Here is a 24,860-nt window from a genome sequence, read left to right as displayed (position 1 = left end):
GATCGACCCACCCGGCCCCGGACCGAACGGACAGGAACCGGGCCTGGCCTGGGCCGATCCCGGGTCAGCGCAGCCCCCTCACCCCTACTCTCGGGAGGAGCGCCCCACCGCCGGCGGGCGCTCGGAAGGGGTGCAGGGTGACGACGTGGCGCGCAGCGCTCGACGAGCCGACGCACGCTGCCCGCACGCTCGCGACCCGCCCCGCCGACGCACCCCGCCCCACGCCCAGCCCGGCCGGCGACGGGCTCCAGGTCGTCGCCGAGGGCGTCACCCGCATCGCCGGCTTCGGCGTGGCCGCCCTGTCGCTGGTGCGCGACGTCGACCAGCTCGAGGTGGTGGCGGTGGCCGGCGACGAGGACGCCGCGGGCGCGCTCCTCGGCACCCGCACCACGGTCGCCTCCCTCGAGGCGGAGATGGAGATCGCCGACGCGTGGGGGGCGCTGCGCTTCGTGCCCCAGGAGCGCCTCGACCACCTCGACCCCGACCTGACCGTCGACGGCTGGGTGCCCGAGCTCGTGCCGCTCGAGGGCCCCGACGCCTGGCACCCCCTCGACCTGCTGTGCGCCCCGCTGCTCGCCCCCGACGGCCGGCTCATCGGCCTGCTCTCGATGGACCTCCCCCGCGACGGTCGCCGCCCCGGGCCCGCGGCGCGCCGGGTGCTGGAGGAGTACGCCCGTCAGGCCGCCCACGCGGCGCTGCTCACGCTCCAGCGCGAGGAGCTGGCCGAGCAGGTGCGCCTCGCCGGCACCGCCCGCGAGATCGTCCGCAACGCCAGCAGCCACCACGGGCTCGCCCAGATCCTCGAGGAGACCGGCTCGGCGCTGGTGGAGGGCTTCGGCGCCGCCGGCATGTGGATCCAGGTCTTCGACGCCGACGACCGCGGCGCCAGCGTGCTGCTCGCCGTCGACGGCAGCGAGGTGGTGCTGCCCGCGCGCCTGGTGCGCGTCGCCGAGGTCGCCGCCCGCGAGTGCTGGTCGCGCCAGCGGGTCGAGGTCATCGACACCGGTCGGGAGCGCCACGCCGAGCTGCCGGCGGGTGACCACGCCGCCGTCGTGGCCTTCCTCGACTCGATCGGGGTCGGCTCCATCATGTTCGTGCCTATCGGCGCCGGCCCGGAGTGCCTGGGCAACCTCGTGCTCACCCGCGCCGCCACCTGCCCGGAGTGGACCGACGTGCAGGTCGAGGCCGTGCTCGACATCGGCCACGACCTGGGCCGGGTCGTGCTCAACGCCCGCGGCTTCGAGCGCGAGCACCGGCTGGTCAAGGAGCTCCAGGCCCTCGACGTCTACAAGACCCGCCTCATCGCCACCGTCTCCCACGAGCTGAAGAACCCCCTCACCTCCGTGGTCGGCCACCTCGAGCTGCTCACGGTGCTCGACGAGCTGCCTGCCCGGGCCACCGCCTCGCTCGCCGCGATCGGTCGCGGCACGACCAAGCTGGCCCGCGTGGTCGACGACCTGCTGCTGCTCTCGCGCGTCGGCGACCCCGAGCGCCTCGTCGAGGCCGAGCGCGTGGACCTGCTCGGCGTGGTCGCCGAGGCCCACGACCTGGTGCGGGTGGAGGCCCAGCGCCGCGAGGTCGCCCTCGCGCCGCCCCGGGCCGACGGCGCACCCGCGCGGCTGGTGGTCGAGGGCGACGCCGACGAGCTCGAGCGCGCGGTCACCAACCTGCTGGGCAACGCGGTCAAGTACAGCCCCCCGGGCAGCGAGGTGCAGGTGGTCGTGCGCTCGCGGCGTACGGCGGGGGCGGCGGAGGTCGTGGTCGACGTCGTCGACCAGGGCATCGGCATCTCGGCCGAGGACCGCGGTCGGCTGTTCGAGGAGTTCTTCCGCTCGACCAACCCCGAGGCGCTCAGCCGCCCGGGCACGGGCCTGGGGCTGGCCATCGTGGCCCGCATCGCCGCCGGGCACGGCGGACGCGTCGAGGTCGCCTCCGAGCTGGGCCGCGGGAGCACGTTCTCGCTGTGCCTGCCCGCGGCCGCGCCCTGAGGCGACCCCGACTGCTGCTCACATGTCGCGGGCGCCCTGCAGGATCGCCTCGCGGATGCGGGTGTAGGTGCCGCACCGGCAGATGTTGCGGATGGTGTCGAGGTCGCGCTCGGTGATGCTGCGACCCTCGCGACGCACCTTGCGCACCAGCGCCACCGCGGCCATGATCTGGCCGGGCTGGCAGTAGCCGCACTGCGCGACGTCGCGGTCGATCCAGGCCTGCTGCATCGGGTGGAGCTTGCCGCCGTCGGCCAGCCCCTCGATGGTGGTGACGCGGTCCTTGGGCTTGAGGTCGCCCACCCGCACCGAGCAGGGGTTGAAGGCGCGGCCGTTGATGTGCGACGTGCACGCCTTGCACACGTTGATGCCGCAGCCGTACTTGGGGCCGGTGACCCCGAGCAGGTCGCGGAGCACCCAGAGCACGCGCACGTCGTCGTTCACGTTCACCGTGACCGGCTTGCCGTTGAGGATGAAGGTCTGCTTCGCCATGTCGGGCTCCTGGTCAGTAGGTGAGCTTGAGCCCGTTGGTGGGCGAGGGGGGCACGGGCGGCACGAACGACTTCGGCTTGAAGGCGATCGGGTCGTCGTGGTTGATCGGGAACCGCTTGGGCAGCGTGCCGGTGGCGCGTGCGTAGGCACAGGCCACCGCGGCCGCCGTCGAGCCCACCGCGGCCTCGCCGACCCCGCCCGGGGTGTCGGAGTCGGTCTCGATGATGTGCACCTCGACCTCGGGCGGCACGTTCCACTGGCGGGTGTAGAAGTAGTTGTCCCAGCTGGCCTCCAGGAAGCGCCCGTTCTTGAAGTGGCAGGAGCTGGTGAGGGTCAGCGCGATGCCGTCCATCACCCCGCCCTGCATCTGGGCCTCGACGCCGCGGGGGTTGATCACCAGGCCGCAGTCGACGGCCACGACGACCTTGGTCACGCGCGGGCCGGTCACGGTCTCGGGACCGAGGTCGCGGTTGACCGTGGAGGGACGGGTGTCGATCTCGACCAGGATGGCCGTGGCGCCCTTGTACTCCTTGTGGATGGCCACGCCCTGGGCCACGCCGGCGGGCAGCGAGCGACCCCAGTTGCCCTCCTTCCCGACCTTGTCGAGGACGGCCTTGACCCGGTCGTTCTTGAGGAACTTCATGCGGAACGCCAGCGGGTCCATCCCCACCTTCTTCGCCAGCTGGTCGATGGTCAGCTCGGCGGCCACGGCGACGTCGGGAGAGTAGATGTTGCGCATGGAGCCGGTCCGGAAGCGCTGGTCGGTCTCGTTGAGCAGCTGCGTCACGACACCGAAGTCGTAGGGCAGCTCCTGGGTCAGGGTGAAGATCGACTGCGAGAAGGTCAGGCCGCCGAGGTAGCGGCCGACCTCGGTGGGCAGCTCGTCGGCGGTGGCGGTGAGGATCTCGCCGAGCCCGTGGCTGAAGTCGGTGACGACGCTGGTGTGGCGCTGCTCGAAGCTCAGCACCTGGTCCTCGCCGGTCAGCCCGCCCTTGAGCACCGTGGCGCGCACCCGGGAGGTGGCCATCGGGTGCAGGCGACCCTGGCGCGGCTCGTCGGCGCGGTGCCACATCAGCTTCACGGGCACGCCCATCGCCTTGCTGATCTCGGCCGCCTCCAGGGCGTGGTCGCCGAAGAGCTTGTGACCGAAGGAGCCGCCGCCGGTGATGACGTTGACCTTGACCGCGTCGACCGGCAGGCCGAGCATGATCGCGATGTTCTCCTGGGCCAGGATCGGCACCTTGAGACCGGCCCAGATCTCGGCGCCGTCCTCACGCACGTCGGCGATGGCGGCGTAGGGCTCGAGGGCCGCGCTGCTGCGGAACATGAACTCGAACTCGGTCTCCACCGACTCCGCCAGCACCGGCACGTCGGGCACCACGAGGGGCAGCTCGGCGCGCTTGATGCCGGCCAGGACGGTCTCGTCGGACTCGCCGCTGGCGGTGCCGGGGTTCCAGTCCACCTGCATCTCGCGGATGGCGTCGATGCAGTGGCCGAAGGTCTTGGCCCGCACGGCGATGCCGCTGCTGATCTGCGCGACGTGGGTCACCCCGGGCATCCTCTTGATGGCGGCGAGGTTCTTGAGGCCGTTCTCCTTCGGGGTGCCCTGGTGCTCGGGGGCGCGGCACACCATGGTCGGCAGCGCGCCGGGCACGTCGAGGTCGGTGGTGAAGTCCTTCTTGCCCGTGACCGCCGCGCGGGCGTCGAGCCGGTTCTTCGGGGTGCCGATGACCCGGAAGTCGGACGGGGGCCGCAGCACGACCTCTACGGCCTCCACGACCTGGCTCGCGGCGTCACCGGCGATGTCGCCGTAGGTGACGTTGTTGCCGGCCAGGTCGCTGATCACGCCGCCGGTGGTCGTGAGGCGGTCGGCGGTGGTGCCGAACAGGATGGCCGCCGCCTCGAGCAGCTTCTGCCGGGCCAGCGCTCCCGCGACGCGCACGGGCGTGTAGGTCGAGAAGGTGGTGTTGGAGCCGCCGGTGAGCTGGTTGAAGACCAGCTCGGGACGAGCCGGGGCCAGAGTGACCTTGACCTTGCTCATCGGCAGGTCGAGCTCCTCGGCGAGGATCATCGTGGTCGAGGTGAGGATGCCCTGGCCGACCTCGGTGCGGGGCAGCTCGAACGACGCGGTGCCGTCCTCGTTGATGGTGACGGTGATCAGCTGCGAGGTCGGCAGCGCCGAGTCGGTCTGCAGGTCCTCGAGGTCGTAGAGCTCGGGCAGCTGCGGGCCCGACGGGATCGCGGCCGAGGCACGGTTGCTGCCCGTGGCGAGGTCGGCGCCGACGACGAGGGTCGTGCCGGCGAGGACGTAGCCGATGAAGCTGCGGCGGCCCAGGGCGGCCGGCGGGGCGGCTGACTGGTGGTCGTGGAGCTCGGTCATGCGTGGCCTCCAGGTGGGTGCCGGGCGCTCCCCCATGAAGCGTCCCGAGGATGACAAGACTGACAGGGAGTGCTGTCAGTCACCATGCCCACCGCGCCCACGATGTGACCACTGCCACTGTGCATCCTGCACAGCGGCGCCAGGTCGGGGCCGCGCCGGCTCAGCCGCCCGTGCGCAGCGCCCGCAGCGCGAGGTCGAGCTCGACCGGGGGTGCGCCGCCGAGCACGTCGCGCCCGGTGAGCTCGCCGACGCGGCGCAGCCGGTTGAGCACGGTGTTGCGGTGGCAGTGCACGCGCTCCGCGGTGGAGGTGGCCGAGCCGCCGGTCGCCACCCAGGCCTCGAGGGTGTCCACCAGCGGCACGAGCTCGACCCGGGGCAGTGCGAGGAGGGGGCCCAGCCACACCGACACCAGCCGGGCCGCGACGTCGGGGGCGCTCATGAGCAGCGCCTCGGGGAGGCGGCTGTCGAAGGTGGCGAGCCCCCCGTCGCGGCCCAGGGTGCGCAGGGCGAGCGAGGCCTGCCGGAAGCCGGTGTCGACCCCGGCGAGGCCGTGGACGACGGCGGAGACGCCGAGCCCGCCCGCCGCGGCCGCGACGCGCTCGAGGCGCTGCAGCGCCTCGCGCGGTGAGTCCTCGCGCAGCGCGACCAGGCCCACGACGCCGCCCGTGCGGCGCACCCAGGCCGAGGCGTGGGGCGCCACCACCGACCCGGCCTGGAGCGGGTCGACGCCGCCACCGATCGCGACGATGACGTCACCGGACACCGGCAGGTCGAGGATGCGCGCCGCCTCGAAGGCGAAGGACGCCTCCTGGGCCCGCCCGCTCAGCAGGCCCTCCCACAGCTCCGCGCGCTGCTGCTCGTCGGCGCGCACGACCGCGCGCTCGTGGGCGTGGTAGGCCGCCGCGACCTGGGCGGAGGTCTCGTCGACGACCTCCCACAGCCGGCCGCCGACCGCGCGCAGCTCCACGGAGGTGAGCGCCGCCTCGGCGTGGTCGACCAGGTCGTCCCAGATCAGGCGCCCGCCCATCCGGAAGGAGCGCAGCACGTCGTCGAGGGGCAGCCCCTGCTCGGCGCGACGGCGGCCGGTCTCGCGCGCCGCGTCGTACGCCGGGTCGTGGGCGGGGCTGCCGGTCGGCTCCTGGCCGAGCAGCTCGAGCACGCGGTCGATGTTGTCGTGGCAGGAGCGGCGCAGGTCCTCGCTCGGCACGACCCGCCGCAGCTGGTAGCCCGGGTTGCTGGCCTCGATCGTCGCGACGAGCCGGTCGGTCAGGGGGGCCAGTCGCTGCGCGCGGTGGTCGCCGAGGAAGGCGAGGGTCTCCGCGTCCATCCGCCCACCGTAGCCCGGCCCTCCCCAGGGGGCCGGCCGTCGGCACGTGCCCCCGCGTCGGCCCGGGTCGGCCCCGTCCCGGCCCGGCGTCGGACCCCGTGTCAGGCCCTGCGTCAGGCCCGGCTCACCGCTGGGCGAGACGCGCCAGCAGCAGCGCCTCGGCCAGCACGACGCGCTCGAACTCCGCGAGGTGGAGGCCCTCGTTGGCGCCGTGGGCGCGGGTGTCGGGGTCCTCCACGCCGGTCACCAGCACGCTGGCCTCGGGGAAGGCCTCCAGGAACTCGGCGATGAAGGGGATCGACCCGCCCACGCCCATGTCGATCGGCTCGGTGCCGTCCCAGGCCTCGGCGAAGGCGGCGCGGGCGGCGTCGTAGGCCGGGCCCGTCGCGTCGATGCGGGTGGGCTCGCCGGTGTCGACGACGGTGAGGGTCAGCTCGGCACCCCAGGGGGTGTGGGCCTCGAGGTGGGCGCGCAGGCAGGCCAGGGCGTTGTCGGCGGTGTCGCCGGGGGCCACCCGCAGGCTGATCTTGGTGCGGGCCGCGGGCACCAGGGTGTTGCTCGCGCCGTCGACCCTGGGCGCGTCGAGGCCGGTGATGCTCAGCGACGGCTTGGTCCACAGCCGCTCGACGGCGGAGCCGGTGCCCATCCAGGTGATGCCGGGCACGGCGCCGGACTCCGCGCGCAGGCGCTCCTCGGGGTAGGTGACGTCGGCGGCGGGCGACGACACCAGCCCGGCGATCGCGACGTCGCCGGCGTCGTCGTGGAGGCTGGCGATGACGCGGCTCAGGGCGATGAGCGCGTCGGGCACGAGCCCGCCCCACATGCCCGAGTGCACGGCGTGGGTCAGGGTGCGCACCTCCACGTCGGCGCGCACGAGGCCGCGCAGGCTGGTGGTGAGCGCGGGCTCGCCGATGTCCCAGTTGCCGGAGTCGGCGATGACGATGACGTCGGCGCGCAGCGCCTCGGCGTGCTCGGCCAGCAGTGCGGGGAGGGTGTCGGAGCCGACCTCCTCCTCGCCCTCGATGAACATCGTGACGCTCACCGGGAGGTCGTCGCCGAAGACGCGCAGCGCGCCGAGGTGGGCGGCGATGCCGGCCTTGTCGTCGGCCGCGCCGCGGGCGTAGAGCCGGCCGTCGCGCTCGGTGGGCTCGAAGGGCGGGGAGTCCCAGTCGGCGTGGTCGTTCTCCGGCTGGACGTCGTGGTGGGCGTAGAGCAGCACCGTGGGCGCACCCTCGGGACCCGCCTTGTGGGCGATCACCGCGGGCGCCCCGCCCTCGGCGCTCACCACGTCGACGGAGTCGAAGCGCTCGGCGCGGAAGAGTTCCGCGACGGCCTCGGCGCTGCGGCGCACCTCGCCGGCGCGCGCCGGGTCGGCGCTGACCGACTCGATGCGCACGAGGTCCTCGAGGTCGCGACGGATGCCCGGCAGGAGCTCGTCGACGCGGGCACGGATGGCGGCGGAGTCGGTCAGGAGGTCGGGCTGGCTCATGCCGGCCAACCTATCGCCGTCGCCCGGCGCCGGGTCGCGCGCGGGTGGCTGCGGTCGCGCGGGGGGCAGGTCAGGATCAGGTCAGGGGCAGGTGGGGCGCGAGGTCGGCGCGCTGCCCGCTGGCGCTCACCCGGCCCGCGGCGTCGGCCTCGCCCCAGGTGAGCGAGCCGGAGGCCAGGGCGATCCACGTCAGGGCGTCGGTCTCCACGACGGCGGGCGGGGTGCCGCGGGTGTGGCGCACCCCCGGGATGACCTGCACGGCGGCGTACGGCGGGACCCGCACCTCGACCGAGTGGCCCGGCGCGCGCTGCTCGAGCACGGCGAGGAAGTGCTTGACCAGCAGCCGGAGGTCGGCGCGGTCGGGCGCCGACCCGGCGGCCCCGGCGACCTCGACCCGGGCGAGGGCGGCGGCCACGTCGGCGGCGGGGGCGACCCGGAGCCGGGCGGGCATCAGCGGCGCCCGCGAGGACGGCCGGGGCACGGTCGGTGGATCACCGGGTCAGCCTAGGCGGCCCCGGAACCGGCGCGGTCCGGGCGCTGACCACCGGCGAGCACCACCGGGGAGTCCCAGGGAGCCCATGCGAGCCCCGGGGAGCACCAGGGACCCCGGGGAGCCCAGCGGCTCGCCCCTCCGCCGTGTAGACAGACCCCATGGACCCGAAGACCTCCGGGCGCGTCGCCCGCTCCCTCGAGACCCTGCACGCCCTCTGCTACTTCGCCCCGGAGGTGTCCGACGAGATCACCGCGCTCGGCGTGCGCCCGGGCCGCGCCGCCTACTTCGCCGGGCGCTCGGCGCCGATGGGGCGCGTGGGGGCGGGGCCGGTGGCGGCGACGTTCTACGTCTTCAACCCCGACCTCGTGGCCCACTTCGTGCCGGCCTGCTGGGAGGCGGCCGCCCCCGAGGACGTCACCGCCGCGCGCTACCGCGGTGTCGACGCGGCCTACCGCCGCCTGCTGGGCGAGGAGGTCCTGGCCTCCGCCGAGGTGGCCGAGGCCGCCGAGCTGGCCCGCACCGCGGCCGCCGGCTGCTCGGTGGCCGGGCGCCCCCTGCACGCCGCCCACGCCGACCTGGCCTGGCCCTCCGAGCCCCACCTCGTGCTCTTCCACGCCCTCACGCTGCTGCGCGAGCACCGCGGCGACGGCCACGTGGCCGCCCTGCTCGCCGCGGGCCTGACCGGTGTCGAGGCGCTGGTCAGCCACACCGCGACCGGCCGCGGCTTCACCGTGCCGGCCGCCCAGGCCACCCGCGGCTGGACCCCGGAGCAGTGGCAGGAGACCGTCGAGGCGCTGGCGGCCCGCGGGCTGACGGGCCCCGATGGCGGTCTCACCGAGGAGGGCGCGGCGCTGCGCTCGCGCGTCGAGGCCGCCACCGCCGAGATGGCCGCCGCGCCCTGGGACCACCTCGGCGAGACCGGCGCCCTCCGCCTGGCCGAGCTGGGCCAGCCGCTGGTGCGCCGCGCCCTCGACCACGGCGCCTTCCCCGACGGGGTCTTCGCCTGAGCGGCCCGGGGCCCGGGGCGTCGCGGGTCCCCGCCGGACGGGTGTGGTCGCACGCGCGCGCAGCGCGTTGACTCTGACCCGTGCCGGAGGGTGACAGCGTCCACAAGCTCGCACGTCGGCTGGAGCCGACGCTGCTGGGCCGCACGATCGCGCGCAGCGACCTGCGGGTGCCGCGGCTGGCGACCCGTGACCTCGCCGGGCGCGAGGTGCGGGAGCTGGCCACCCACGGCAAGCACCTGCTGACGCGGCTCGGGCCGGGCCGCGACGGCTCCGACGACGGCGTCACGCTCCACTCCCACCTGCTGATGGACGGCGAGTGGGCCACCACCGGGCCCGGCAAGCAGCTGCCGCGGCGGATGATGCCCGAGGTCAGGGTGGTGCTCGAGACCGACCGCGGCACCACGGCCTGGGGCCTGCGCCTGCACCAGCTCGACCTCGTCGCCACCCGCGACGAGCACCGCCTCGTCGGTCACCTCGGCCCCGACCCGCTGCGCGCCGACTTCGACCACGACGAGGCCGTGCGCCGGCTGCGCGCGGAGCCGGCGGTGCCGCTGGTGAGCGCGCTGCTCGACCAGACCAAGCTCGCGGGCCTGGGCAACCTGTGGGCCAACGAGCTGGCCTTCATCACCGGCACCAGCCCCTGGACGCCGGTGGGCGACCTCGACGTCGACCGGCTGGTCACCAACGCCCGGCGCGCGCTGCGCCACTCCGCCCTCGTGCCCGGGGCCTACCAGGTCACCACCGGCAGCAGCCGCCGCGGCGAGGACCACTGGGTCTCGGGCCGCGCCCGCAAGCCCTGCCTGCGCTGCGGCACGACCGTCCTCGTGGTCGCCGACCTGCCCGACGACCCGGCCAACCGCCGCACCTGGTGGTGCCCCCACTGCCAGCCCGGCCCCGGACCCGAGGCGCGGGTGCCGACCCCGCGCTCGGTCCGGTACGGCGGGGGCGCCAGCGCCTGACGCGGCACGGGACCCCGACCGGGCCGGCGTCAGGCGCTGGCGTCGCGCAGGGCGCGGCGGGTCACCACGATGGCCAGCGCCATCAGCACGACGCCGCCGGCGGCGGTGAGGCTGCTGCCGTCGACGAAGGCGGCCTGGGCCGAGGCCGTCAGCGCGGCGCCGGTGTCGGCCGGCAGGGTGGGGGCGAGGGCGAGCGCGCCGGCGAGGGTCTCGCGGGCGGCGTCGGCCTGGGCGCCGTCGAGACCCGCCGGCACCTCGAGGTGGGAGCGGTAGGTCGCGGCGAGCAGCCCGCCGAGCACGCTCGTGCCGAGCACGGCACCGACCTCGTAGGCGGTCTCGGAGACCGCCGAGGCCGCGCCGGCCTCGGCGGGCGGCACCGCGGCGATGATCAGGTCGTTGGACAGCGTCTCCGCGATGCCCACGCCGGCGGCCAGGGCGGCGAAGGCCACGACGAGCAGGGCGACCCCGCCGGAGCCGCCGGCCACCGCGACGCCCGCGTAGGCCGCGGCGGCCAGGCCCAGCCCCGCCGTCATGAGGGTGGCCGGGCGCCAGCGGCGTACGAGGCGCACCACGAGGAGGCTGGCCAGCACCATCGCGACCGTGCCGGGCACGAGCACGAGGGCGGCGTCGAGCGGGCTGAGACCCACGACGAGCTGGAGGTGCTGGGAGAGGAAGTAGAGCAGCCCGACCAGCGCCATCACGCTGAGCAGGTTGACCAGCACCGACCCGGCGAAGGCGGGCACGGTGAAGAGCCGCACGTCGAGCATCGGCCGGGGCCGCGCCAGCATCCGGTGCACGAGGGCGACCCCGGCGGCGACGCCGAGCGCCGCGCAGCCCAGGGCGAGCAGGTCGGGCCCGGCGACGGCGACGTGCTTGATCGCGAAGACGACCGGCGCGAGCGTGGCCATCGAGAGCACCATGCCGACGGGGTCGAGCGGCCCGGGCGCGGGGTCGCGCGACTCGGTGACCAGCACGGGAGCCAGCACGAGCAGCGGCAGCAGCATCGGCACCGCGATCAGGAACACCGCGCCCCAGTCGGCCACCTCGAGCAGGACGCCGCCGACGACCGGCCCGATCGCCGCGCCGGCCGCGAAGCCGGTGGCCCACACCGCGATGGCCAGGCGGCGCTGGGCGCGGTCCTCGAACATGCCGCGCAGCAGCGAGAGGGTGCACGGCATGAGCGCGGCGCCGAAGACGCCGAGCAGGAGCCGGGCCAGCAGCAAGGCCTCGGCCGAGGCCGCGAAGGCCGCGAGCACCGAGGTGGCCGCGAAGCCGGTGGCGCCGACGAGCAGCAGCCGCCGGCGGCCCACCCGGTCGCCGAGGCTGCCCATGGTGACCAGCAGCCCGGCCAGGACGAGGGGGTAGACGTCGACGATCCACAGCTGCACGGCGGCGCTGGGGCGCAGGTCGAGCGCGATCGCGGGCAGGGCGAAGCTCAGCACCGTGTTGTCGATGGAGACCAGGAGCACGGGCAGCATCAGCACGGCGAGGCCGGCCCACTCCCGGCGCCCGGCCCGCCGGGGCGCCGCGGTCACGGGGTGGAGGGTCGACATGACGGCCACTGTACCGACTGGTCGGTACAGTGGCCAGTCGTAGGCTCCTCCCCATGACCTCTCCCCGGTCCTCCGCCCGCGAGCGGATCCTCGACGCCTACCAGGCCTGCCTCAACGACCTGGGCGAGCGCGCGGCCACCCTCGACGCCGTCGCCGCCGCCGCCGGGGTCTCCAAGGGCGGGCTGATCTACCACTTCGCCTCCAAGGAGGCCCTGGCCGCCGGGCTGGTCGAGCGCCTCGAGCGGCTGGGCCGCGACGACGTCGAGGCCATGGGCTCCACCGCCGAGAGCGCCGTGGGCCACTTCATCCGCAGCGCCGCCCACGCCCAGTCGCCCTTCGGCCTGACCGCCCAGGCCGTGCAGACGCTGGCCCGCAGCGGCCACGTCGGCGCCGTGCGCACGATGCACGCCCTCGAGCAGGAGTGGTACGACGTGCTCCTGCGCGCCACCGGCGACCGGGTCGTGGCCCGCATGGCCCAGCTCGTGGGCGACGGCATCTACTACAACGCCGCCCTCGCCGTCACCGAGCCGGTCGCGGTCGACCCCGACGAAGCCGGGGAGGCCGGGGAGGCCGAGGCGCACCCCGCCCTGCCCTCGCCCGCCGAGCAGGAGGACCTCGTCCGCGCCCTGCTGCGGATGATCGGCGACTGAGGGCGCCAGCGGGCGCGGCACCCGGGTCGAGCGGCCGGGTCAGGCGGCCGGGTCAGGCGGCCGGACGGGTCAGGCGATCGCGTCGAGCACGGCGAGCGTGGCGGTCCAGGCCTCGGAGCCGGGGTCGATGACGACGAAGTGGTCGCCCTCGACGCGCACCAGCTCGGCGCGGGCGCCGGCGGCGACGGCGGCGTCGACGTAGGTCTCGGACTGGCTGACCGGCACGATGGTGTCCTCGGAGCCGTGCACGCACCAGACCGGCACGTCGAGCGGCACCTGCGCGAGCGGGTCGACGGGGGCGTCGTCGGGGCCGTAGTCGTGACCGAGGAAGGCCTGCACCGCTCCCCCGCCGAGGTCCTGCCGCGCGGCGCCGCCGAGGTCGACGACGCCCGCCTGCGAGACCACGTGGGTCACCTCGACGCCGCCGGCCCACGACGCGAAGCGCCCGCGGGAGGCCGCCCAGGTCGCGAGGTGGCCGCCGGCGGAGTGGCCCAGCGCGACCACCGTGGTGAGGTCGAGGCCGAGGTCGCGCAGCGCGTCGATGCCGGCGGCGACGTCGTCGAGGGTCTCCGGCACGCCCCCGCCCCCGGCCGCCCCGGTGCCGACGCGGCGGTACTCCAGGTTCCAGGCCGCCCAGCCCTGCTCGGCCAGGCTCTCCGCGAGCGGCTGGCCGAGGTCGAGGCCGTACTCCGCGCGCCAGAAGCCGCCGTGGAGCACCACGACGACCCCGCGGGGCGCACCCTCGGGCAGGTAGAGGTCGCCGAACTGGCTCGGCCCCTCGCCGTACGCCGTCCGGCCCTGGGCCGGCCTGCTCGCCTGCGGGTCCACGGGGTCCAAGCCCTCCTCCTGGTCGGCGCACGCGGTCGCGGCCAGCCCGAGCGCGCCGAGCGCGGGCAGCGACAGGAGCGTACGCCGCCGCAGCGGGCCGCCCCGGCCGGCCGGGGTGGGGGCGGAGGGGTGGCGCGGGGAGCGGGAGGGCACGGGGGGTGTTCGGAGCCGCGCCGCGGGCGGCTCGGGCGGAGGGCTGGTCAGTCCCAGCCGCCGCCGCGCCCCCGCTTGACGTCGCCGCGGCGCTTCTTGGCCGAGAGCCGGCGCTCCTTCGACCCGCGGGTGGGGCGCGTGGCCCGGCGCGGCGGCGGGGGTGGCGCGGCGGCCCGGCGCACGAGGTCGGCGAGCCGCTCGCGCGCCGCGCGCCGGTTGGCCAGCTGGGTGCGGTGCTCGCTGGCGGCCACGGTGAGCACGCCGTCGACGAGCCGGCCGGCCAGCGCCGCCAGCACCCGGGCCCGGGTGGCGGCGGGCAGCGAGGAGGCGGCGACGTCGTAGCTGAGCTCGACGCGGCTGTCGGCGGTGTTGACGCCCTGGCCGCCGGGTCCCGAGGAGCGCGAGAAGCGCTCGGCCAGCTCGGAGCCCGGGATCACCAGGGTCCTCGTCAGCGGCAGGTCGTCGGGCACGACCCCATCATCGCCGACCCGGGCGCGGGCTCAGCTCCCGGCAGGGGCGGGGGCGGGGGCGTAGCGCAGGTGGAGCACGCCGGAGTCGAGCACGGTGGAGCCGATCAGCTCCAGCGGCACCTGGCCGGTGTCCTCGAAGAGCCGCTGCCCGGTGCCGACGGCGAGGGGGTGCACGAGGAGCTCGAGCTCGTCGAGCAGGCCGTGGGCCAGCAGCCAGCGCACGGTGGTGGCGCAGCCCGACATGCCGATGTCGCCCTCGGTCTCCTCCTTGATCCGGGCGACCTGGGCCGCGACCTCGGCGTCGTCGCCGGTGACGAGGTGGCTGTTCTCCCAGTCGGTGTCGAGCGGGCGGGAGGAGAGGACGTACTTGCGGAGGGGGGTGATGAAGGGCCCGAACTCGTCGTCGTCGGGGTGGGCGGTCCAGTGCGCGGCCCACTCGTCGTAGAGCCGCCGGCCCATGAGGTAGGCCCCGCGCGTCTGCATCCCGGCGCCGATCACCTCGCCCATCTGCTCGGTGAAGTAGGGGAAGTGCCACTGGTCGGGGCGCTCGACGACGCCGTCGAGGGAGATGAAGAAGGTGGCGACGATGCGGGCCACGGGGGCCTCCTGGGTCTGGTTCGGGGGTGCGTACGGACGGGCTGACCCGCCCGGCGGCCCGGACTCATCGGCCGCGGGCGGGTCCGCTCGACGTCGATGCCGGACGTGCTGGGGTGCTGGGGTGCTGACGTGCTGGGGCCTAGGCGAGCGAGGCCTCGGTGACCGGGCCGGCCATGGCGGCGGGCAGGGTGGCCATCCAGGCGCTGCGCAGCTCGAGCAGCGGCGCCTCGAGGTGGCCCTCGACGACGAGGGTGTCGCCGCCGGTCGTGCCGAGGTCGGTCAGCGGCACGCCGTGGCGCTCGGCCAGGGCGCCCAGCCGCTCCAGGTCGCCCTCGGCGACCGTGACCAGCGCGCGGCCGGCGGACTCGGCGAAGAGGGCGACGAAGGCGTCGCCGCCCGCCACACCGGCGAGGTCGACGCGGGCGCCGACCATGTGGCGCAGCCCGGCCTCGACGAGGGCCTGGGCGAGACCGCCATCGGAGAGGTCGTGGGCGGAGGTGAGCAGCCCGGCGCGCTGGCCGGAGGCCTCGTGGAGCAGCTCGGCCAGCGCCTTCTCCGCGCCGAGGTCAACCCGCGGCGGCAGCCCGCCGAGGTGTCCGTGCACGACGTGGGCCCACTCCGAGCCCGAGAGCTCCTCGCGGGTCTCGCCGAGGAGCACGATCCGCTCACCCGCGCCGGCGAAGCCGCTGGGGGTGCGGGCGGTGACGTCCTCGACCACGCCGAGCACGGCGACGACGGGCGTGGGGAGGATCGCGGTCTCGCCGGTCTGGTTGTAGAGGCTGACGTTGCCGCCGGTGACGGGGATGCCCAGCTCGAGGCAGCCGTCCTTGAGCCCGCGACAGGCCTCCGCGAACTGCCACATCACGTCGGGGTCCTCGGGCGAGCCGAAGTTGAGGCAGTCGGAGATGGCCAGCGGCACGGCGCCACCCGTGGCGACGTTGCGGTAGGACTCCGCCAGCGCGAGGCGGGCGCCGGTGTAGGGGTCGAGCTTGGCGAAGCGGCCGTTGCAGTCGGTGGAGACCGCGACACCGAGGTTGGTCGACTCGTCGACGCGGATCATCCCGGAGTCCGACGGCTGGGCGAGCACGGTGTTGCCGCGCACGTACCGGTCGTACTGGTCGGTGACCCAGGACTTGTCGCAGAGGTTGGGGCTGGCCACGAGCCGCAGCAGCGTGTCGTGCAGCTCCGCACCGCCCGAGGGGCGCGGGAGGGACTCGGCGCCGTCGGCCTGGAGGGCGTCCTGCCACGCCGGGCGGGCGTAGGGACGCTGGTAGGTCGGACCGTCGTGGGCCACCGAGCGCGGCGGCACGTCGACGACGCGCTGGCCGTGCCAGTCGATCTGGAGCCGGCCGGTGTCGGTGACCTCGCCCACGACGACGGCCTCGACGTCCCACTTGGCGCACACGGCCAGGAAGGCGGCGACGTCGTCAGGCTCGACGACGGCCATCATGCGCTCCTGGCTCTCGCTCATGAGGATCTCCTCGGGAGCCAGGGTCGAGTCGCGCAGCGGCACCCGGTCGAGCTCGACGTGCATGCCGCCGTCGCCGGCCGAGGCCAGCTCGGAGGTCGCGCAGGAGAGCCCGGCGCCGCCGAGGTCCTGGATGCCGGCGACCAGGCCCGCGGCGAAGATCTCCAGGGTGCACTCGATGAGCAGCTTCTCCATGAAGGGGTCGCCGACCTGCACGCTGGGCCGCTTGGCGGGCCCGTCGGCGTCGAAGGTCTCGCTGGCGAGCACCGAGACGCCGCCGATCCCGTCGCCGCCGGTGCGCGCGCCGTAGAGGATCACCTGGTTGCCGACGCCGCTGGCCTTGGCCAGGTGGAGGTCCTCGTGGCGCAGCACGCCGACGGAGAGGGCGTTGACGAGCGGGTTGCCGAGGTAGCTCTCGTCGAAGACGACCTCGCCGCCGATGTTGGGCAGCCCCAGGCAGTTGCCGTAGCCGCCGACGCCGGCCACGATCCCGGGCAGCACGCGCTGGGTGTCGGGGGCGTCGAGGGGGCCGAAGCGCAGCGGGTCCATCACCGCGACCGGGCGGGCGCCCATGGCGAGGATGTCGCGCACGATGCCGCCGACGCCGGTGGCCGCGCCCTGGTAGGGCTCGACGTAGGACGGGTGGTTGTGCGACTCGACCTTGAAGGTCACGGCGTAGCCCTGGCCGATGTCGATGACGCCGGCGTTCTCGCCGATCCCGGCGAGCATCGCGCCGACCGGGGTCTCCTGCGGGATCTCGGAGAACTGCTTGAGGTGCACCTTGGAGGACTTGTAGGAGCAGTGCTCGCTCCACATCACGCTGTACATCGCCAGCTCGCTGGAGGTCGGCCGGCGCCCGAGGATCTCGCGGATCCGGGCGTACTCGTCGGCCTTGAGGCCGAGGTCGGACCACGGTTGCTCGCGGGAGGGGTCCCCGCTGGCGACGGCGACGGTGTCGAGGCTGCTGTGGGTCTCTGGCACGGGCGTCAATCTACCGGCGCCCGGACGGGCCCGGGTCGCCGAGGGCGGGGCCGAGACCCGGAGTCCCGCGCGGGGCCGCGGCGGGGCCGGGACCGGCGGGCGGAGCGCACCCCGCGGAGGGTGCGCGCGGGGCGGCGTACAGGCCTGTGACCTGCGGAAACGTCGACCCGAACTACAGCGCTGTAGTTCACGCGAACCGCTGTTACGGGTGTGACTCGTGTGGTTAAGGTGACCCGGATCCAGCCCGCTGGGTCGTACGACGAGCTGTCCTTCCCCCAGCCCTGGAGCACCGCCATGACCCGCCCCGCCCCGCTGTCACCCGCCTCGACCACCGCTGCCGGCCGACCCGCGCGCCGGCGCCGCACCCTGGTCTCGAGCGCCCTCACCGGCGTGCTCGCCCTGGGTGCCCTGGCCGCCGTCACCGGGGTCGCCGGGAGCACCGGCCCGGGCGCCGAGCGCGCTGACGCGGCGGGCCTGACCTCCTCGACCACGGCCGCCGCGGCCCGCCGCGAGGGCGAGGTCGTCGTGCCCGGCGACTTCACCGGCTACGGCTTCGACCAGTGCCTGGCGCCGACGCAGGAGACCATGAACACCTGGTGGCGCACCTCGCCGTTCTCGGCGGTCGGCATCTACATCTCCGGTGACTCCCGCGCCTGCCGCAGCCAGCCGAACCTGACGCCGGCCTGGATCTCCACCCAGGTGCGCAAGGGCTGGCGGCTGCTGCCCATCACGCTCGGGCCGCAGGCCTCGTGCCAGCCGCGCTTCCCGCGCTACTCCGACGACCGGACGATCAACCCCTCCCCCGGCACCCAGGGCACCTACGTGCCCGCGCTCAAGATGGGCCGGCAGGAGGCCACCTCCAGCGTCGCCGACGCCGCCGCGCTCGGCATCGGCGCCGGCTCCACGCTCTGGTACGACCTCGAGGGCTACAACTCCGCCGACACCCACTGCCGCGAGTCGGCGCTGTCCTTCCTCTCGGGGTGGACCCAGCGCCTGCACGCCCTGGGCTACGTCTCGGGCGTCTACTCCTCGGCCGGCTCCGGCATCGCCGACCTCGACAAGGCCCGGATCAACCGCCCCGACCGCTTCACGCTGCCCGACCGGATCTGGATCGCCCGCTGGGACGGGGTGGCCGACACCTCCACCAGCTACATCCGCGAGGACGGCTGGCGCCCCGGCGGGCGGGTCAAGCAGTACCGCGGCGGTCACGACGAGGTCTGGGGCGGCGCCCGGATCAACATCGACAGCAACTGGCTCGACCTCGGCAAGGGCTCGACCGCCGCGCCCGAGGAGCACTGCGACGGCGTGCGGGTGAACTGGCCCGACTACGTGCCGCTCCAGGCGCCGGTCACCAAGAACGGTCGGACCACCACCTCCCCCGCCACCCAGGTCACCGCCCTGCAGTGCCTGCTCAAGGAGGCCGGCGTCTACCCCGGCAGGCTCAACGGCGTCTACAACGACAAGCTCACCGCCGCGGTGCGCACCTGGCAGGGCCGCACCGGCGCCAAGGTCACCGGCAACTGGTACCGCGACAGCTGGATGACGCTCCACGCCGCCGGCTCGCGCCCGGTGCTCAAGACCGGCTCCGCCGGCCCCGCCGTACGCCGGGTGCAGCGCGCCCTCAACGCCGCCAGCCCCGACACCCGCGTCGTCGTCACCGGCGTCTTCGCCGCCCCCACCGAGCGGGCCGTCAAGGCCTGGCAGCAGCGCACCGGCCAGCAGGCCTCCGGCGTCGTCAACGTCGCCACCTGGCGCAAGCTGGCCGCGGGGGCGCGCGGCTGAGGCTGCGGGTTTCACCAGCCGGCTGGTGACACCCGCACCTGTCGGCCCACGCGTCGGCCGACAGGTGCGGGTCCGGGCCGACCGGTGTGACTGCTGGGGCGGGTGGGGCCGACAGGTCCCGGGCTCCGGGCGGGGTACGCCGCTGGCGGGTTTCGCCAGCCGACCGGCGAAACCCGCGCGGTCAGCCGACCGGCGGGCCGGCGACGAGGGCGACGCCGGTGAGGACGACGACGGCCGCGAGGCCGGCGACGAGCCCGCGCAGCGGGTTGCGCAGCAGCCACGCGACGGGGCGCTCGTGGCCGGCCGGGGTCGCGGAGACCAGGCGCCAGGAGGCGCCGAGCTCGCCGCGGCGCTCGGCGGAGCGGTCGAACCACACCGTGAAGAACGGCGGGATCGAGGCCAGCAGGCCCAGCAGCAGCCGCTTGGTCGTCCAGCGTTGGTCGACACCGACGACCACCGCGGTCAGGCAGTAGGCGATGAACACGATGCCGTGGAGCATGCCACCGATGCGCACGCCGAGCTCAGTGGTCTCGGTGACGTACTTGAGGAACATGCCGCTGAGCAGCAGCGCCCAGGTGATCGCCTCGGCGACGGCGACGGTGCGGAAGAGGCGCAGCGGGCTCACGCGAAGGTCGCCCCCGCGAGCGCGGCCAGCGAGGTGAAGAAGCCCAGGCCGTCGGTGCCGGTGCCGGTGAGGGCCTCCACCGAGTGCTCGGGGTGGGGCATGAGGCCGACGACGTTGCCGCGCTCGTTGGTGACCCCGGCGATGTCGCGCATCGAGCCGTTGGGGTTGTGCTCGAGGTAGCGCGCGACCACGAGGCCCTCGCCCTCGAGGCGGTCGAGCGTGGCGGCGTCGGCGACGTAGCCGCCCTCGCCGTTCTTCAGCGCGATGGTGATCTCGGCGCCCTCGTCGTAGGCCGACGTCCAGGCGGTGGAGGCGTTCTCGACGCGCAGCCGCTGGTCGCGGCACACGAACGTGCGGTGGTCGTTGCGGATGAGCGCGCCGGGCAGCAGGTGCGACTCGCAGAGGATCTGGAAGCCGTTGCAGATGCCGAGCACCGGCATGCCGCGCTCGGCGGCCGCGATCACCTCGGTCATCACCGGCGAGAAGCGCGAGATCGCACCGCAGCGCAGGTAGTCGCCGTAGGAGAAGCCGCCGGGGAGCACGACGGCGTCCACGCCGCGCAGGTCGTGGTCGCCGTGCCACAGCGCGACGGCCTCGTGGCCGCCGATGCGCACCGCGCGCTGCGCGTCGACGTCGTCGAGGGAGCCCGGGAAGGTGACGACGCCGACCCTCATGCGGGCTGGCCGTCCTCGACACGCACGGTGAAGCTCTCGATCACCGGGTTGGACAGCAGCGTCTCGGCCATGCGGTGCACGTCGGCGAGCACGGCGTCGCTCACCTCGGCCACCTCCAGCTCGAAGCGCTTGCCCTGGCGGACGTCGAGGACGCCGCTGAAGCCGAGCCGGGGCAGCGCGCCCTGGACGGCCTTGCCCTGCGGGTCGAGGATCTCGGGCTTGGGCATGACGTCGACGACGACTCGAGGCATGGGTCGATCCTACGGGCGCGGGTCGGCGTCCGGCTCGTCGGTGGGCGTGACGTCCACGACCCGGGCATCGCCCCAGGGGCTGCCGACCACCTGCGCCCCGTCGGCGGAGGCCGGGCCCGCGAGCGCCAGGTTGACCGCGATGACGGTGGCCGAGGCGGTCAGCGACGCCGTCGCGAGCACCGTACGCCGCCGCCGCGGCCGCACCGGGGGCCGCGGCCCGGTGGCCCCGGAGTCGAGGGGCCGGTCGTGGGTCGGGTCGTCGGCGGGGTGAGGTGGCTCCATGACCTCCGAGGATCCCGGCCGGTCCCGGCCGGGGCCTGACACCGGGCTGTGGATCGGCTGAGAACTGGACCCAGGAGGCAGCTCTCACCCCTCCGGCCCTGTGCTCGGCGGCCCCGGGGGCACATGATCGACCCATGAGCATGAACTCCCCCGCCGGCCGCCGCGTCGACCCCACGTCCCCGCTCCGCCTGGAGTTCCCGCAGTCGCTGGCCGTCTACGACGACTACGCCGCCGCGCAGCGCACCGTCGACTACCTGTCGGACCAGAAGTTCCCGGTCGAGCAGGTGCTGATCGTCGGCACCGACCTCAAGCGCATCGAGCGCGTCACCGGGCGTCTCACCACCGGCCGGGTCGCGGCGGGCGGCGTGCTGTCGGGGCTGTGGCTCGGCGTCTTCGTCGGGCTGCTCTTCAGCATCTTCTCCGAGGAGCCGCTGCTGACCACCCTGCTCTCCACCGCGCTGGTCGGGGCGCTCTTCGGCGTGATCTGGGCCCTGGTCGGCTACGCCGCCACCCGGGGTCGCCGCGACTTCTCCTCGGTCACCCAGGTGGTCGCCACCCGCTACGAGGTGCTGGTGGAGCACCGGGTGGCCGCCCAGGCCCGCGAGCTGCTGGCCGGGCTGCCCGGGAGCCTGCCCGACCCGTTCGCCTGAGGCCCGCCCCTCCCGGGGTCGGTCGCCCGGGGTCAGTGGCGCTTCTGGAGCACCACGATGGCCAGGGCGACCCCGAAGCCGGCGAGGATCGGGCCCACGATCGCCCAGGTGTCCTCCCCCGACATGGCGCTGCCGCCGAGGTGGCCCAGACCCTGGAGGGTCCAGACCGCCCCGGCGGCGACCATGAGCACCGCGAGCGCGAGCCCGAGGGCCTGGCGAGCGGTCAGGACAGCTCCCGCTTGAGGATCTTGCCGGTCGCGGTCATCGGCAGGTCGCCGACGATCTCGACTTGGCGGGGATACTTGTAGCCCGCCATCTGCTCCTTGCCCCAGGCCACCAGCTCCTCGGAGGTGGTGGTGGCGCCGTCGTTGAGGATGACGTAGGCCTTGATCTCCTCGCCGTGGCTCTCGTGGGGCACACCGATGACCGCGGCCAGCGAGACGTCCTCGTGGGTCATCAGCACCTCCTCGATCTCGCGGGGGTACACGTTGAAGCCACCGCGGATGATCATGTCCTTGGAGCGGTCGACGATGTAGTACCAGCCGTCCTCGTCGCGCCGGCCCAGGTCGCCGGAGCGGAACCAGTCGTCCTGGAGCACCTCGTCGGTGGCGTCGGGGCGGTTGTAGTAGCCCTTCATGATGTTGTGGCCCTTGATGGCGATCTCGCCGACGGCCTCGGGGTCGTCGTCGATCTCCTCCCAGCTCTCGGGCTTGAGCAGCTTCATCTCCACACCGGGGATGGGCAGTCCGATGGAGCCGACGCGCACCGGCTCGCCGTACTTGCTGAAGGACGCGACCGGCGAGGTCTCGGAGAGGCCGTAGCCCTCGAGGATCGTGACGCCGAACTTCTTCTCGAACTTCTTGTGCACCTCCACCGGCAGCGCGGAGCCGCCGGCCGCGGCGACGCGGAGGTTCTGGGCGATCGAGGAGATGTCGACGCCCTCCTCGACGGCGCCCAGCAGGCCCCAGTACATCGTCGGCACGCCGGCGAAGAAGGTGACCTCCTCCTTGAGCATCAGGTCGAGCGCGGCCTTGGCCTCGAAGCGCGGGAGCATCACGACCGTGCCACCGAAGGCGAAGGCGCCGTTCTGGATCACGGTCTGGCCGAAGGAGTGGAAGAGCGGCAGCACGCACAGGTAGGTGTCGGGCTTGTCGGCGTCGGCACCGAAGAGGTCGACGCCGGCGAGGGCGTTGTCGCGCATGTTGCGGTGGCGCAGCTCCGCACCCTTGGGCTGACCGGTGGTGCCCGAGGTGTAGAGGATGACCGCGGTGTCGTCCTCGTCGGTGGCCACCGACTCGAAGGTCGGCGGCTGCTGCGACATCGCGCGGCCCATGGTCTCGGTGCCCTCGATCGGCGACTCGGCCGCCGGGTCGGCGGTGATCATGAAGAACTGCTCACAGCCCTCGGCCTGCTCGAAGCCCGCGTGGCCCTCCTTGCCGATGGCCAGCTCGGGGGTGCCCTGGAAGCAGAAGTAGGCCTTGGCCTCGGAGTCGCCGAGGTGATAGGCCACCTCGCGCGCCTTGAGCAGCACGTTGAGCGGCACGACGGTGCCGCCGGCCTTGAGGATGCCGTAGTAGACGATCGTGAAGTAGGGCAGGTTCGGGCAGCTCAGGGCGACCTTGTCGCCGGGCTGGATGCCGCGGGAGACCAGCAGGTTCGCCACCTGGTTGGCCGCGCCGTCGACCTGGGCGTAGGTGAGCCGGGTGTCGCCGAAGATGATCGCGTCGCGATCGCCGTACTTCTCGGCGCTGGTCTCGAGCAGGCTGGACAGGTTGAACACGTATGGCCTCCGTCACGTCGTGTGGTGGGGGCCAACCTACTGGTGGGTCACGAACGCCGCGACAGGATGTCCGCGGCTCGGCGCAGGTCGGCCCCGACGGCGGGCACGGAGGCCAGCGTGGCGGCCAGCCCGAGGGGGCCGAGGGCGTGGATGCGGAAGCGGTACGCCACCACGCAGGTCTGCGGCGTCGGGGCGGTGAGCTCGAGGGTGAGGTCGGCGCGCACGAAGCGCCAGGTGCCCGACTCGCTCCACCGCTCGGGCCGCGCCAGCTCGGTGGTGCGCATCGCGGGCCGCAGGCCCGGCACCGTGACGTCGGTCCAGGTCTGGCCCACGCGGGGCTCGCCGTCGACGTCGTCGACGCGGCGCAGGCTCGACTGCCACTCCGCGCGGTGGTGGGGGTCGACGAGGTAGTCGAAGACGACCTCGCGGGGGGCGGCGACGTCGACGGTGCCGCCGAAGGTCCTCGCGGTCATCTCAGAACCTCTCGCCCGTGAGCAGCTCGTAGGCCTCGACGTAGCGCGCCCGCGTGCGCTCGACGACTTCGGCGGGCAGCGGGGGCGGCGCCTCGCCGGAGGCGCGGTCCCAGCCCGACTCCGGCGACAGGGCCCAGTTGCGCACGATCTGCTTGTCGTACGACGGCTGGGTGCGGCCGGGCCGCCAGGCGTCGGCGGGCCAGAAGCGGGAGGAGTCGGGGGTGAGCACCTCGTCGCCCAGCACGGTCGTGCCGTCGGCGCGGGCGCCGAACTCCAGCTTGGTGTCGGCCAGCACGATGCCCCGCTCGCGGGCCAGCGCCTCGGCGCGGGCGTAGACGGCCAGGGTGAGGTCGCGCAGCTCCTCCGCGGCCGTGTCGCCGATGGTGGCCGCGACGGCGGCATAGGAGACGTTCTCGTCGTGCTCGCCCAGCTCGGCCTTGGTGGCCGGGGTGAAGATCGGCTCCGGGAGCCGGCTGCCGTCGACCAGGCCGGCCGGGAGCGCGACCCCGCAGACCTCGCCGCTGGCGGCGTAGTCGACCAGGCCGGAGCCGGTGAGGTAGCCCCGCGCGACGCACTCGACCGGCCACATCGCCAGCCGTTCGCAGACCACAGCGCGCCCCGCGACGGCCGCCGGCACGTCGGTGGACAGCACGTGGTGGGGCACGAGGTCGGCGAGCTGGTCGAACCACCACAGCGACATCCGGGTGAGGATCTCGCCCTTGTCGGGGATGGTCGAGTCGAGCACGAAGTCGAAGATCGAGATCCGGTCGCTGGCCACCATGAGCAGCTGACCGGCGTGCTCGCCCTCCTCGATCTCGTAGAGGTCGCGCACCTTGCCCGAGTGCAGCGGGCGCGCACCCGCGATCGGGGGTGCGGTGGGGATGTTGAGGTCGGCGGCGCTCACGGGCTCAGCCTAGAGGGCGGCGCCCCGCCCGGCGGTGGGCGCTCAGCAGCCGCAGGTGTAGTAGGTGACGTCCCAGTGGTTGCCCTCGTCGGCGTACTCGTTGCCCGAGGCGGCGCGGTAGAGCGCGGCGCCGTCGCTGCGCTGGCCGACGTAGGTGTAGGTGCGCTGCACCCACGAGGTGAGGCAGGAGGTGCGGGAGAAGTCGAGCTTGTAGCCCGCGCTGTGGCTGTAGGTGCCGCCGGCGTGACCGGTCTCGGTGCCACCGGTGATGGTCAGCGCGCAGCCGCTGGCCCGCTTCAGGGTGATCGCACCGTCGACGCTGGTCTGGCGCAGGCCGTCGAAGGAGGTGCAGGTCGACACGGTGCGGTCGGTGCAGCCGCCCGAGGAGGTCCAGGTGATGCCGGCGGCGCGGAACTGCGTCTCCGCGCTCGCCTGGGTCACCGCCGAGGCGGGCGCGGCCAGGGCGAGCGACCCGACGAGGCCGGCCAGCGCGGCCGCCGCGGCGGTCGCGGCGCGGCGCGGCGTACGACGGGGGCGTGCGGGGAGGGCGGTGGTCGAGGAGGTCATGCCCCGAGCCTGCGCGAGGTCGTGCCGCGGGGACAACGCC

25 protein-coding genes are annotated in these 24,860 nt (G+C 74.5%); 6 read left to right on the top strand and 19 right to left on the bottom strand.

The genetic code is table 11. From position 1 onward, the window contains the following. Positions 1 to 137: 137 nt before the first annotated feature. Positions 138 to 1,988 carry an ATP-binding protein gene (locus tag ASF50_RS02120; protein WP_056903345.1) on the top strand — a complete coding sequence of 617 codons (1,851 nt, stop codon included), beginning with the start codon at positions 138 to 140 and terminating at the stop codon, positions 1,986 to 1,988. A gap of 18 nt (positions 1,989 to 2,006) precedes the next feature. Here ASF50_RS02120 and ASF50_RS02115 read toward each other — a convergent pair whose 3' ends face one another. From ASF50_RS02115 to ASF50_RS02095, 5 genes are all read right to left on the bottom strand, one after another. Beyond that, complete coding sequence (locus tag ASF50_RS02115; RefSeq protein WP_056863350.1) at positions 2,007 to 2,477, bottom strand: (2Fe-2S)-binding protein; 471 nt, start codon at positions 2,475 to 2,477, stop codon at positions 2,007 to 2,009. A gap of 13 nt (positions 2,478 to 2,490) precedes the next feature. Further along, the gene (locus ASF50_RS02110; protein WP_056903344.1) at positions 2,491 to 4,857 is read right to left on the bottom strand and encodes a molybdopterin cofactor-binding domain-containing protein; all 2,367 of its coding nucleotides are present in this window, start codon (positions 4,855 to 4,857) and stop codon (positions 2,491 to 2,493) included. Between the two features lie 160 nt (positions 4,858 to 5,017). After that, entirely contained in the window at positions 5,018 to 6,184 is a 1,167-nt protein-coding gene (locus tag ASF50_RS02105) for a PucR family transcriptional regulator (protein WP_056903343.1), read from the bottom strand. A 124-nt stretch (positions 6,185 to 6,308) separates the two neighbouring features. After that, positions 6,309 to 7,673 carry a dipeptidase gene (locus ASF50_RS02100; RefSeq protein WP_056903342.1) on the bottom strand — a complete coding sequence of 455 codons (1,365 nt, stop codon included), beginning with the start codon at positions 7,671 to 7,673 and terminating at the stop codon, positions 6,309 to 6,311. A 76-nt stretch (positions 7,674 to 7,749) separates the two neighbouring features. Then, positions 7,750 to 8,154, bottom strand: coding sequence for a sterol carrier family protein (locus tag ASF50_RS02095; protein WP_414855729.1), 405 nt, complete (start codon positions 8,152 to 8,154; stop codon positions 7,750 to 7,752). Positions 8,155 to 8,324: 170 nt separating this feature from the next. On the opposite strand from ASF50_RS02095, the gene ASF50_RS02090 reads away from it, so the two are divergent. Together ASF50_RS02090 and ASF50_RS02085 are read left to right on the top strand one after the other, a co-directional pair. After that, entirely contained in the window at positions 8,325 to 9,173 is an 849-nt protein-coding gene (locus ASF50_RS02090) for an SCO6745 family protein (RefSeq protein WP_056903340.1), read from the top strand. An 80-nt stretch (positions 9,174 to 9,253) separates the two neighbouring features. Then, positions 9,254 to 10,132, top strand: coding sequence for a DNA-formamidopyrimidine glycosylase family protein (locus ASF50_RS02085; protein ID WP_056903339.1), 879 nt, complete (start codon positions 9,254 to 9,256; stop codon positions 10,130 to 10,132). Positions 10,133 to 10,161: 29 nt separating this feature from the next. Here the strand turns inward: ASF50_RS02085 and ASF50_RS02080 are convergent, their stop codons facing one another. Then, on the bottom strand, positions 10,162 to 11,685 hold the full coding sequence (locus ASF50_RS02080) for an MFS transporter (RefSeq protein ID WP_056904186.1): 1,524 nt from the start codon (positions 11,683 to 11,685) through the stop codon (positions 10,162 to 10,164). A gap of 53 nt (positions 11,686 to 11,738) precedes the next feature. Between ASF50_RS02080 and ASF50_RS02075 the strand changes: the two genes are divergently transcribed. Beyond that, a complete protein-coding gene (locus tag ASF50_RS02075) occupies positions 11,739 to 12,335 on the top strand; it encodes a TetR/AcrR family transcriptional regulator (protein WP_056903338.1) in 597 nt (198 codons plus the stop codon). Positions 12,336 to 12,404: 69 nt separating this feature from the next. On the opposite strand, the gene ASF50_RS02070 is transcribed toward ASF50_RS02075, so the two are convergent. From ASF50_RS02070 to purL, 4 genes are all read right to left on the bottom strand, one after another. Beyond that, positions 12,405 to 13,316, bottom strand: coding sequence for an alpha/beta hydrolase family protein (locus ASF50_RS02070; RefSeq protein WP_235557527.1), 912 nt, complete (start codon positions 13,314 to 13,316; stop codon positions 12,405 to 12,407). Positions 13,317 to 13,363: 47 nt separating this feature from the next. Further along, on the bottom strand, positions 13,364 to 13,786 hold the full coding sequence (arfB, locus tag ASF50_RS02065) for an alternative ribosome rescue aminoacyl-tRNA hydrolase ArfB (RefSeq protein ID WP_056903337.1): 423 nt from the start codon (positions 13,784 to 13,786) through the stop codon (positions 13,364 to 13,366). 30 nt (positions 13,787 to 13,816) lie between these two features. Further along, the gene (locus tag ASF50_RS02060; RefSeq protein ID WP_056903336.1) at positions 13,817 to 14,383 is read right to left on the bottom strand and encodes a dihydrofolate reductase family protein; all 567 of its coding nucleotides are present in this window, start codon (positions 14,381 to 14,383) and stop codon (positions 13,817 to 13,819) included. Positions 14,384 to 14,522: 139 nt separating this feature from the next. Continuing rightward, entirely contained in the window at positions 14,523 to 16,832 is a 2,310-nt protein-coding gene (purL, locus tag ASF50_RS02055; protein ID WP_156718035.1) for a phosphoribosylformylglycinamidine synthase subunit PurL, read from the bottom strand. Positions 16,833 to 17,060: 228 nt separating this feature from the next. On the opposite strand from purL, the gene ASF50_RS02050 reads away from it, so the two are divergent. Beyond that, the gene (locus ASF50_RS02050; protein WP_056903334.1) at positions 17,061 to 18,614 is read left to right on the top strand and encodes a glycoside hydrolase domain-containing protein; all 1,554 of its coding nucleotides are present in this window, start codon (positions 17,061 to 17,063) and stop codon (positions 18,612 to 18,614) included. A gap of 181 nt (positions 18,615 to 18,795) precedes the next feature. Here ASF50_RS02050 and ASF50_RS02045 read toward each other — a convergent pair whose 3' ends face one another. From ASF50_RS02045 to ASF50_RS02030, 4 genes are read right to left on the bottom strand one after another with little or no spacing between them, the layout of a single operon-like run. Next, the gene (locus ASF50_RS02045) at positions 18,796 to 19,239 is read right to left on the bottom strand and encodes a DUF3817 domain-containing protein (RefSeq protein ID WP_056863338.1); all 444 of its coding nucleotides are present in this window, start codon (positions 19,237 to 19,239) and stop codon (positions 18,796 to 18,798) included. Beyond that, complete coding sequence (gene purQ / locus ASF50_RS02040; RefSeq protein WP_056903333.1) at positions 19,236 to 19,913, bottom strand: phosphoribosylformylglycinamidine synthase subunit PurQ; 678 nt, start codon at positions 19,911 to 19,913, stop codon at positions 19,236 to 19,238. The genes ASF50_RS02045 and purQ overlap by 4 nt, the downstream gene beginning before the upstream one ends. After that, the gene (purS, locus tag ASF50_RS02035; protein WP_056863336.1) at positions 19,910 to 20,164 is read right to left on the bottom strand and encodes a phosphoribosylformylglycinamidine synthase subunit PurS; all 255 of its coding nucleotides are present in this window, start codon (positions 20,162 to 20,164) and stop codon (positions 19,910 to 19,912) included. Before purS ends, purQ begins: the two co-directional genes overlap by 4 nt. 9 nt (positions 20,165 to 20,173) lie before the next feature. Then, positions 20,174 to 20,446, bottom strand: coding sequence for a hypothetical protein (locus tag ASF50_RS02030; protein ID WP_056863335.1), 273 nt, complete (start codon positions 20,444 to 20,446; stop codon positions 20,174 to 20,176). Between the two features lie 134 nt (positions 20,447 to 20,580). Here ASF50_RS02030 and ASF50_RS02025 point away from each other — a divergent pair, with 134 nt between their 5' ends. Next, positions 20,581 to 21,096 (top strand): general stress protein, encoded by a 516-nt coding sequence (locus tag ASF50_RS02025; protein WP_200918983.1) that lies wholly within the window; start codon positions 20,581 to 20,583, stop codon positions 21,094 to 21,096. A gap of 32 nt (positions 21,097 to 21,128) precedes the next feature. Here the strand turns inward: ASF50_RS02025 and ASF50_RS19385 are convergent, their stop codons facing one another. The 5 genes from ASF50_RS19385 to ASF50_RS02005 are packed head-to-tail and all read right to left on the bottom strand — an operon-like array spanning position 21,129 to position 24,820. Further along, positions 21,129 to 21,281, bottom strand: a complete 153-nt coding sequence (locus tag ASF50_RS19385) for a hypothetical protein (RefSeq protein ID WP_165699030.1) — start codon at positions 21,279 to 21,281, stop codon at positions 21,129 to 21,131. Between the two features lie 38 nt (positions 21,282 to 21,319). Further along, the gene (locus ASF50_RS02020; RefSeq protein ID WP_056903332.1) at positions 21,320 to 22,876 is read right to left on the bottom strand and encodes a long-chain-fatty-acid--CoA ligase; all 1,557 of its coding nucleotides are present in this window, start codon (positions 22,874 to 22,876) and stop codon (positions 21,320 to 21,322) included. A gap of 47 nt (positions 22,877 to 22,923) precedes the next feature. Beyond that, positions 22,924 to 23,349 (bottom strand): SRPBCC family protein, encoded by a 426-nt coding sequence (locus ASF50_RS02015; RefSeq protein WP_056903331.1) that lies wholly within the window; start codon positions 23,347 to 23,349, stop codon positions 22,924 to 22,926. A gap of 1 nt (position 23,350) precedes the next feature. Beyond that, a complete protein-coding gene (locus ASF50_RS02010) occupies positions 23,351 to 24,253 on the bottom strand; it encodes a phosphoribosylaminoimidazolesuccinocarboxamide synthase (protein WP_056903330.1) in 903 nt (300 codons plus the stop codon). Between the two features lie 42 nt (positions 24,254 to 24,295). Then, positions 24,296 to 24,820 carry a hypothetical protein gene (locus tag ASF50_RS02005; RefSeq protein WP_056863331.1) on the bottom strand — a complete coding sequence of 175 codons (525 nt, stop codon included), beginning with the start codon at positions 24,818 to 24,820 and terminating at the stop codon, positions 24,296 to 24,298. Between the last annotated feature and the right edge of the window lie 40 nt (positions 24,821 to 24,860).

It is taken from the genome of Nocardioides sp. Leaf307, assembly GCF_001423135.1.
GTDB classification, from domain to species: domain Bacteria; phylum Actinomycetota; class Actinomycetes; order Propionibacteriales; family Nocardioidaceae; genus Nocardioides; species Nocardioides kribbensis.
Note: the sequence above shows the minus strand (reverse complement) of the source record. Positions and strands in the feature narration are given on the sequence as shown.

Bases quoted from the DNA above. Each gene is read 5' to 3' on its own strand.
- ASF50_RS02030 (WP_056863335.1), bottom strand. From the start codon at position 20,446: ATGGAGCCACCTCACCCCGCCGACGACCCGACCCACGACCGGCCCCTC.
- ASF50_RS02005 (WP_056863331.1), bottom strand. From the start codon at position 24,820: ATGACCTCCTCGACCACCGCCCTCCCCGCACGCCCCCGTCGTACGCCG.
- ASF50_RS02105 (WP_056903343.1), bottom strand. From the start codon at position 6,184: ATGGACGCGGAGACCCTCGCCTTCCTCGGCGACCACCGCGCGCAGCGA.
- ASF50_RS02075 (WP_056903338.1), top strand. From the start codon at position 11,739: ATGACCTCTCCCCGGTCCTCCGCCCGCGAGCGGATCCTCGACGCCTAC.
- ASF50_RS02100 (WP_056903342.1), bottom strand. From the start codon at position 7,673: ATGAGCCAGCCCGACCTCCTGACCGACTCCGCCGCCATCCGTGCCCGC.
- ASF50_RS02090 (WP_056903340.1), top strand. From the start codon at position 8,325: ATGGACCCGAAGACCTCCGGGCGCGTCGCCCGCTCCCTCGAGACCCTG.
- ASF50_RS19385 (WP_165699030.1), bottom strand. From the start codon at position 21,281: ATGGTCGCCGCCGGGGCGGTCTGGACCCTCCAGGGTCTGGGCCACCTC.
- ASF50_RS02115 (WP_056863350.1), bottom strand. From the start codon at position 2,477: ATGGCGAAGCAGACCTTCATCCTCAACGGCAAGCCGGTCACGGTGAAC.
- ASF50_RS02025 (WP_200918983.1), top strand. From the start codon at position 20,581: ATGAGCATGAACTCCCCCGCCGGCCGCCGCGTCGACCCCACGTCCCCG.
- purQ (WP_056903333.1), bottom strand. From the start codon at position 19,913: ATGAGGGTCGGCGTCGTCACCTTCCCGGGCTCCCTCGACGACGTCGAC.
- ASF50_RS02080 (WP_056904186.1), bottom strand. From the start codon at position 11,685: ATGTCGACCCTCCACCCCGTGACCGCGGCGCCCCGGCGGGCCGGGCGC.
- ASF50_RS02110 (WP_056903344.1), bottom strand. From the start codon at position 4,857: ATGACCGAGCTCCACGACCACCAGTCAGCCGCCCCGCCGGCCGCCCTG.
- ASF50_RS02015 (WP_056903331.1), bottom strand. From the start codon at position 23,349: ATGACCGCGAGGACCTTCGGCGGCACCGTCGACGTCGCCGCCCCCCGC.
- purS (WP_056863336.1), bottom strand. From the start codon at position 20,164: ATGCCTCGAGTCGTCGTCGACGTCATGCCCAAGCCCGAGATCCTCGAC.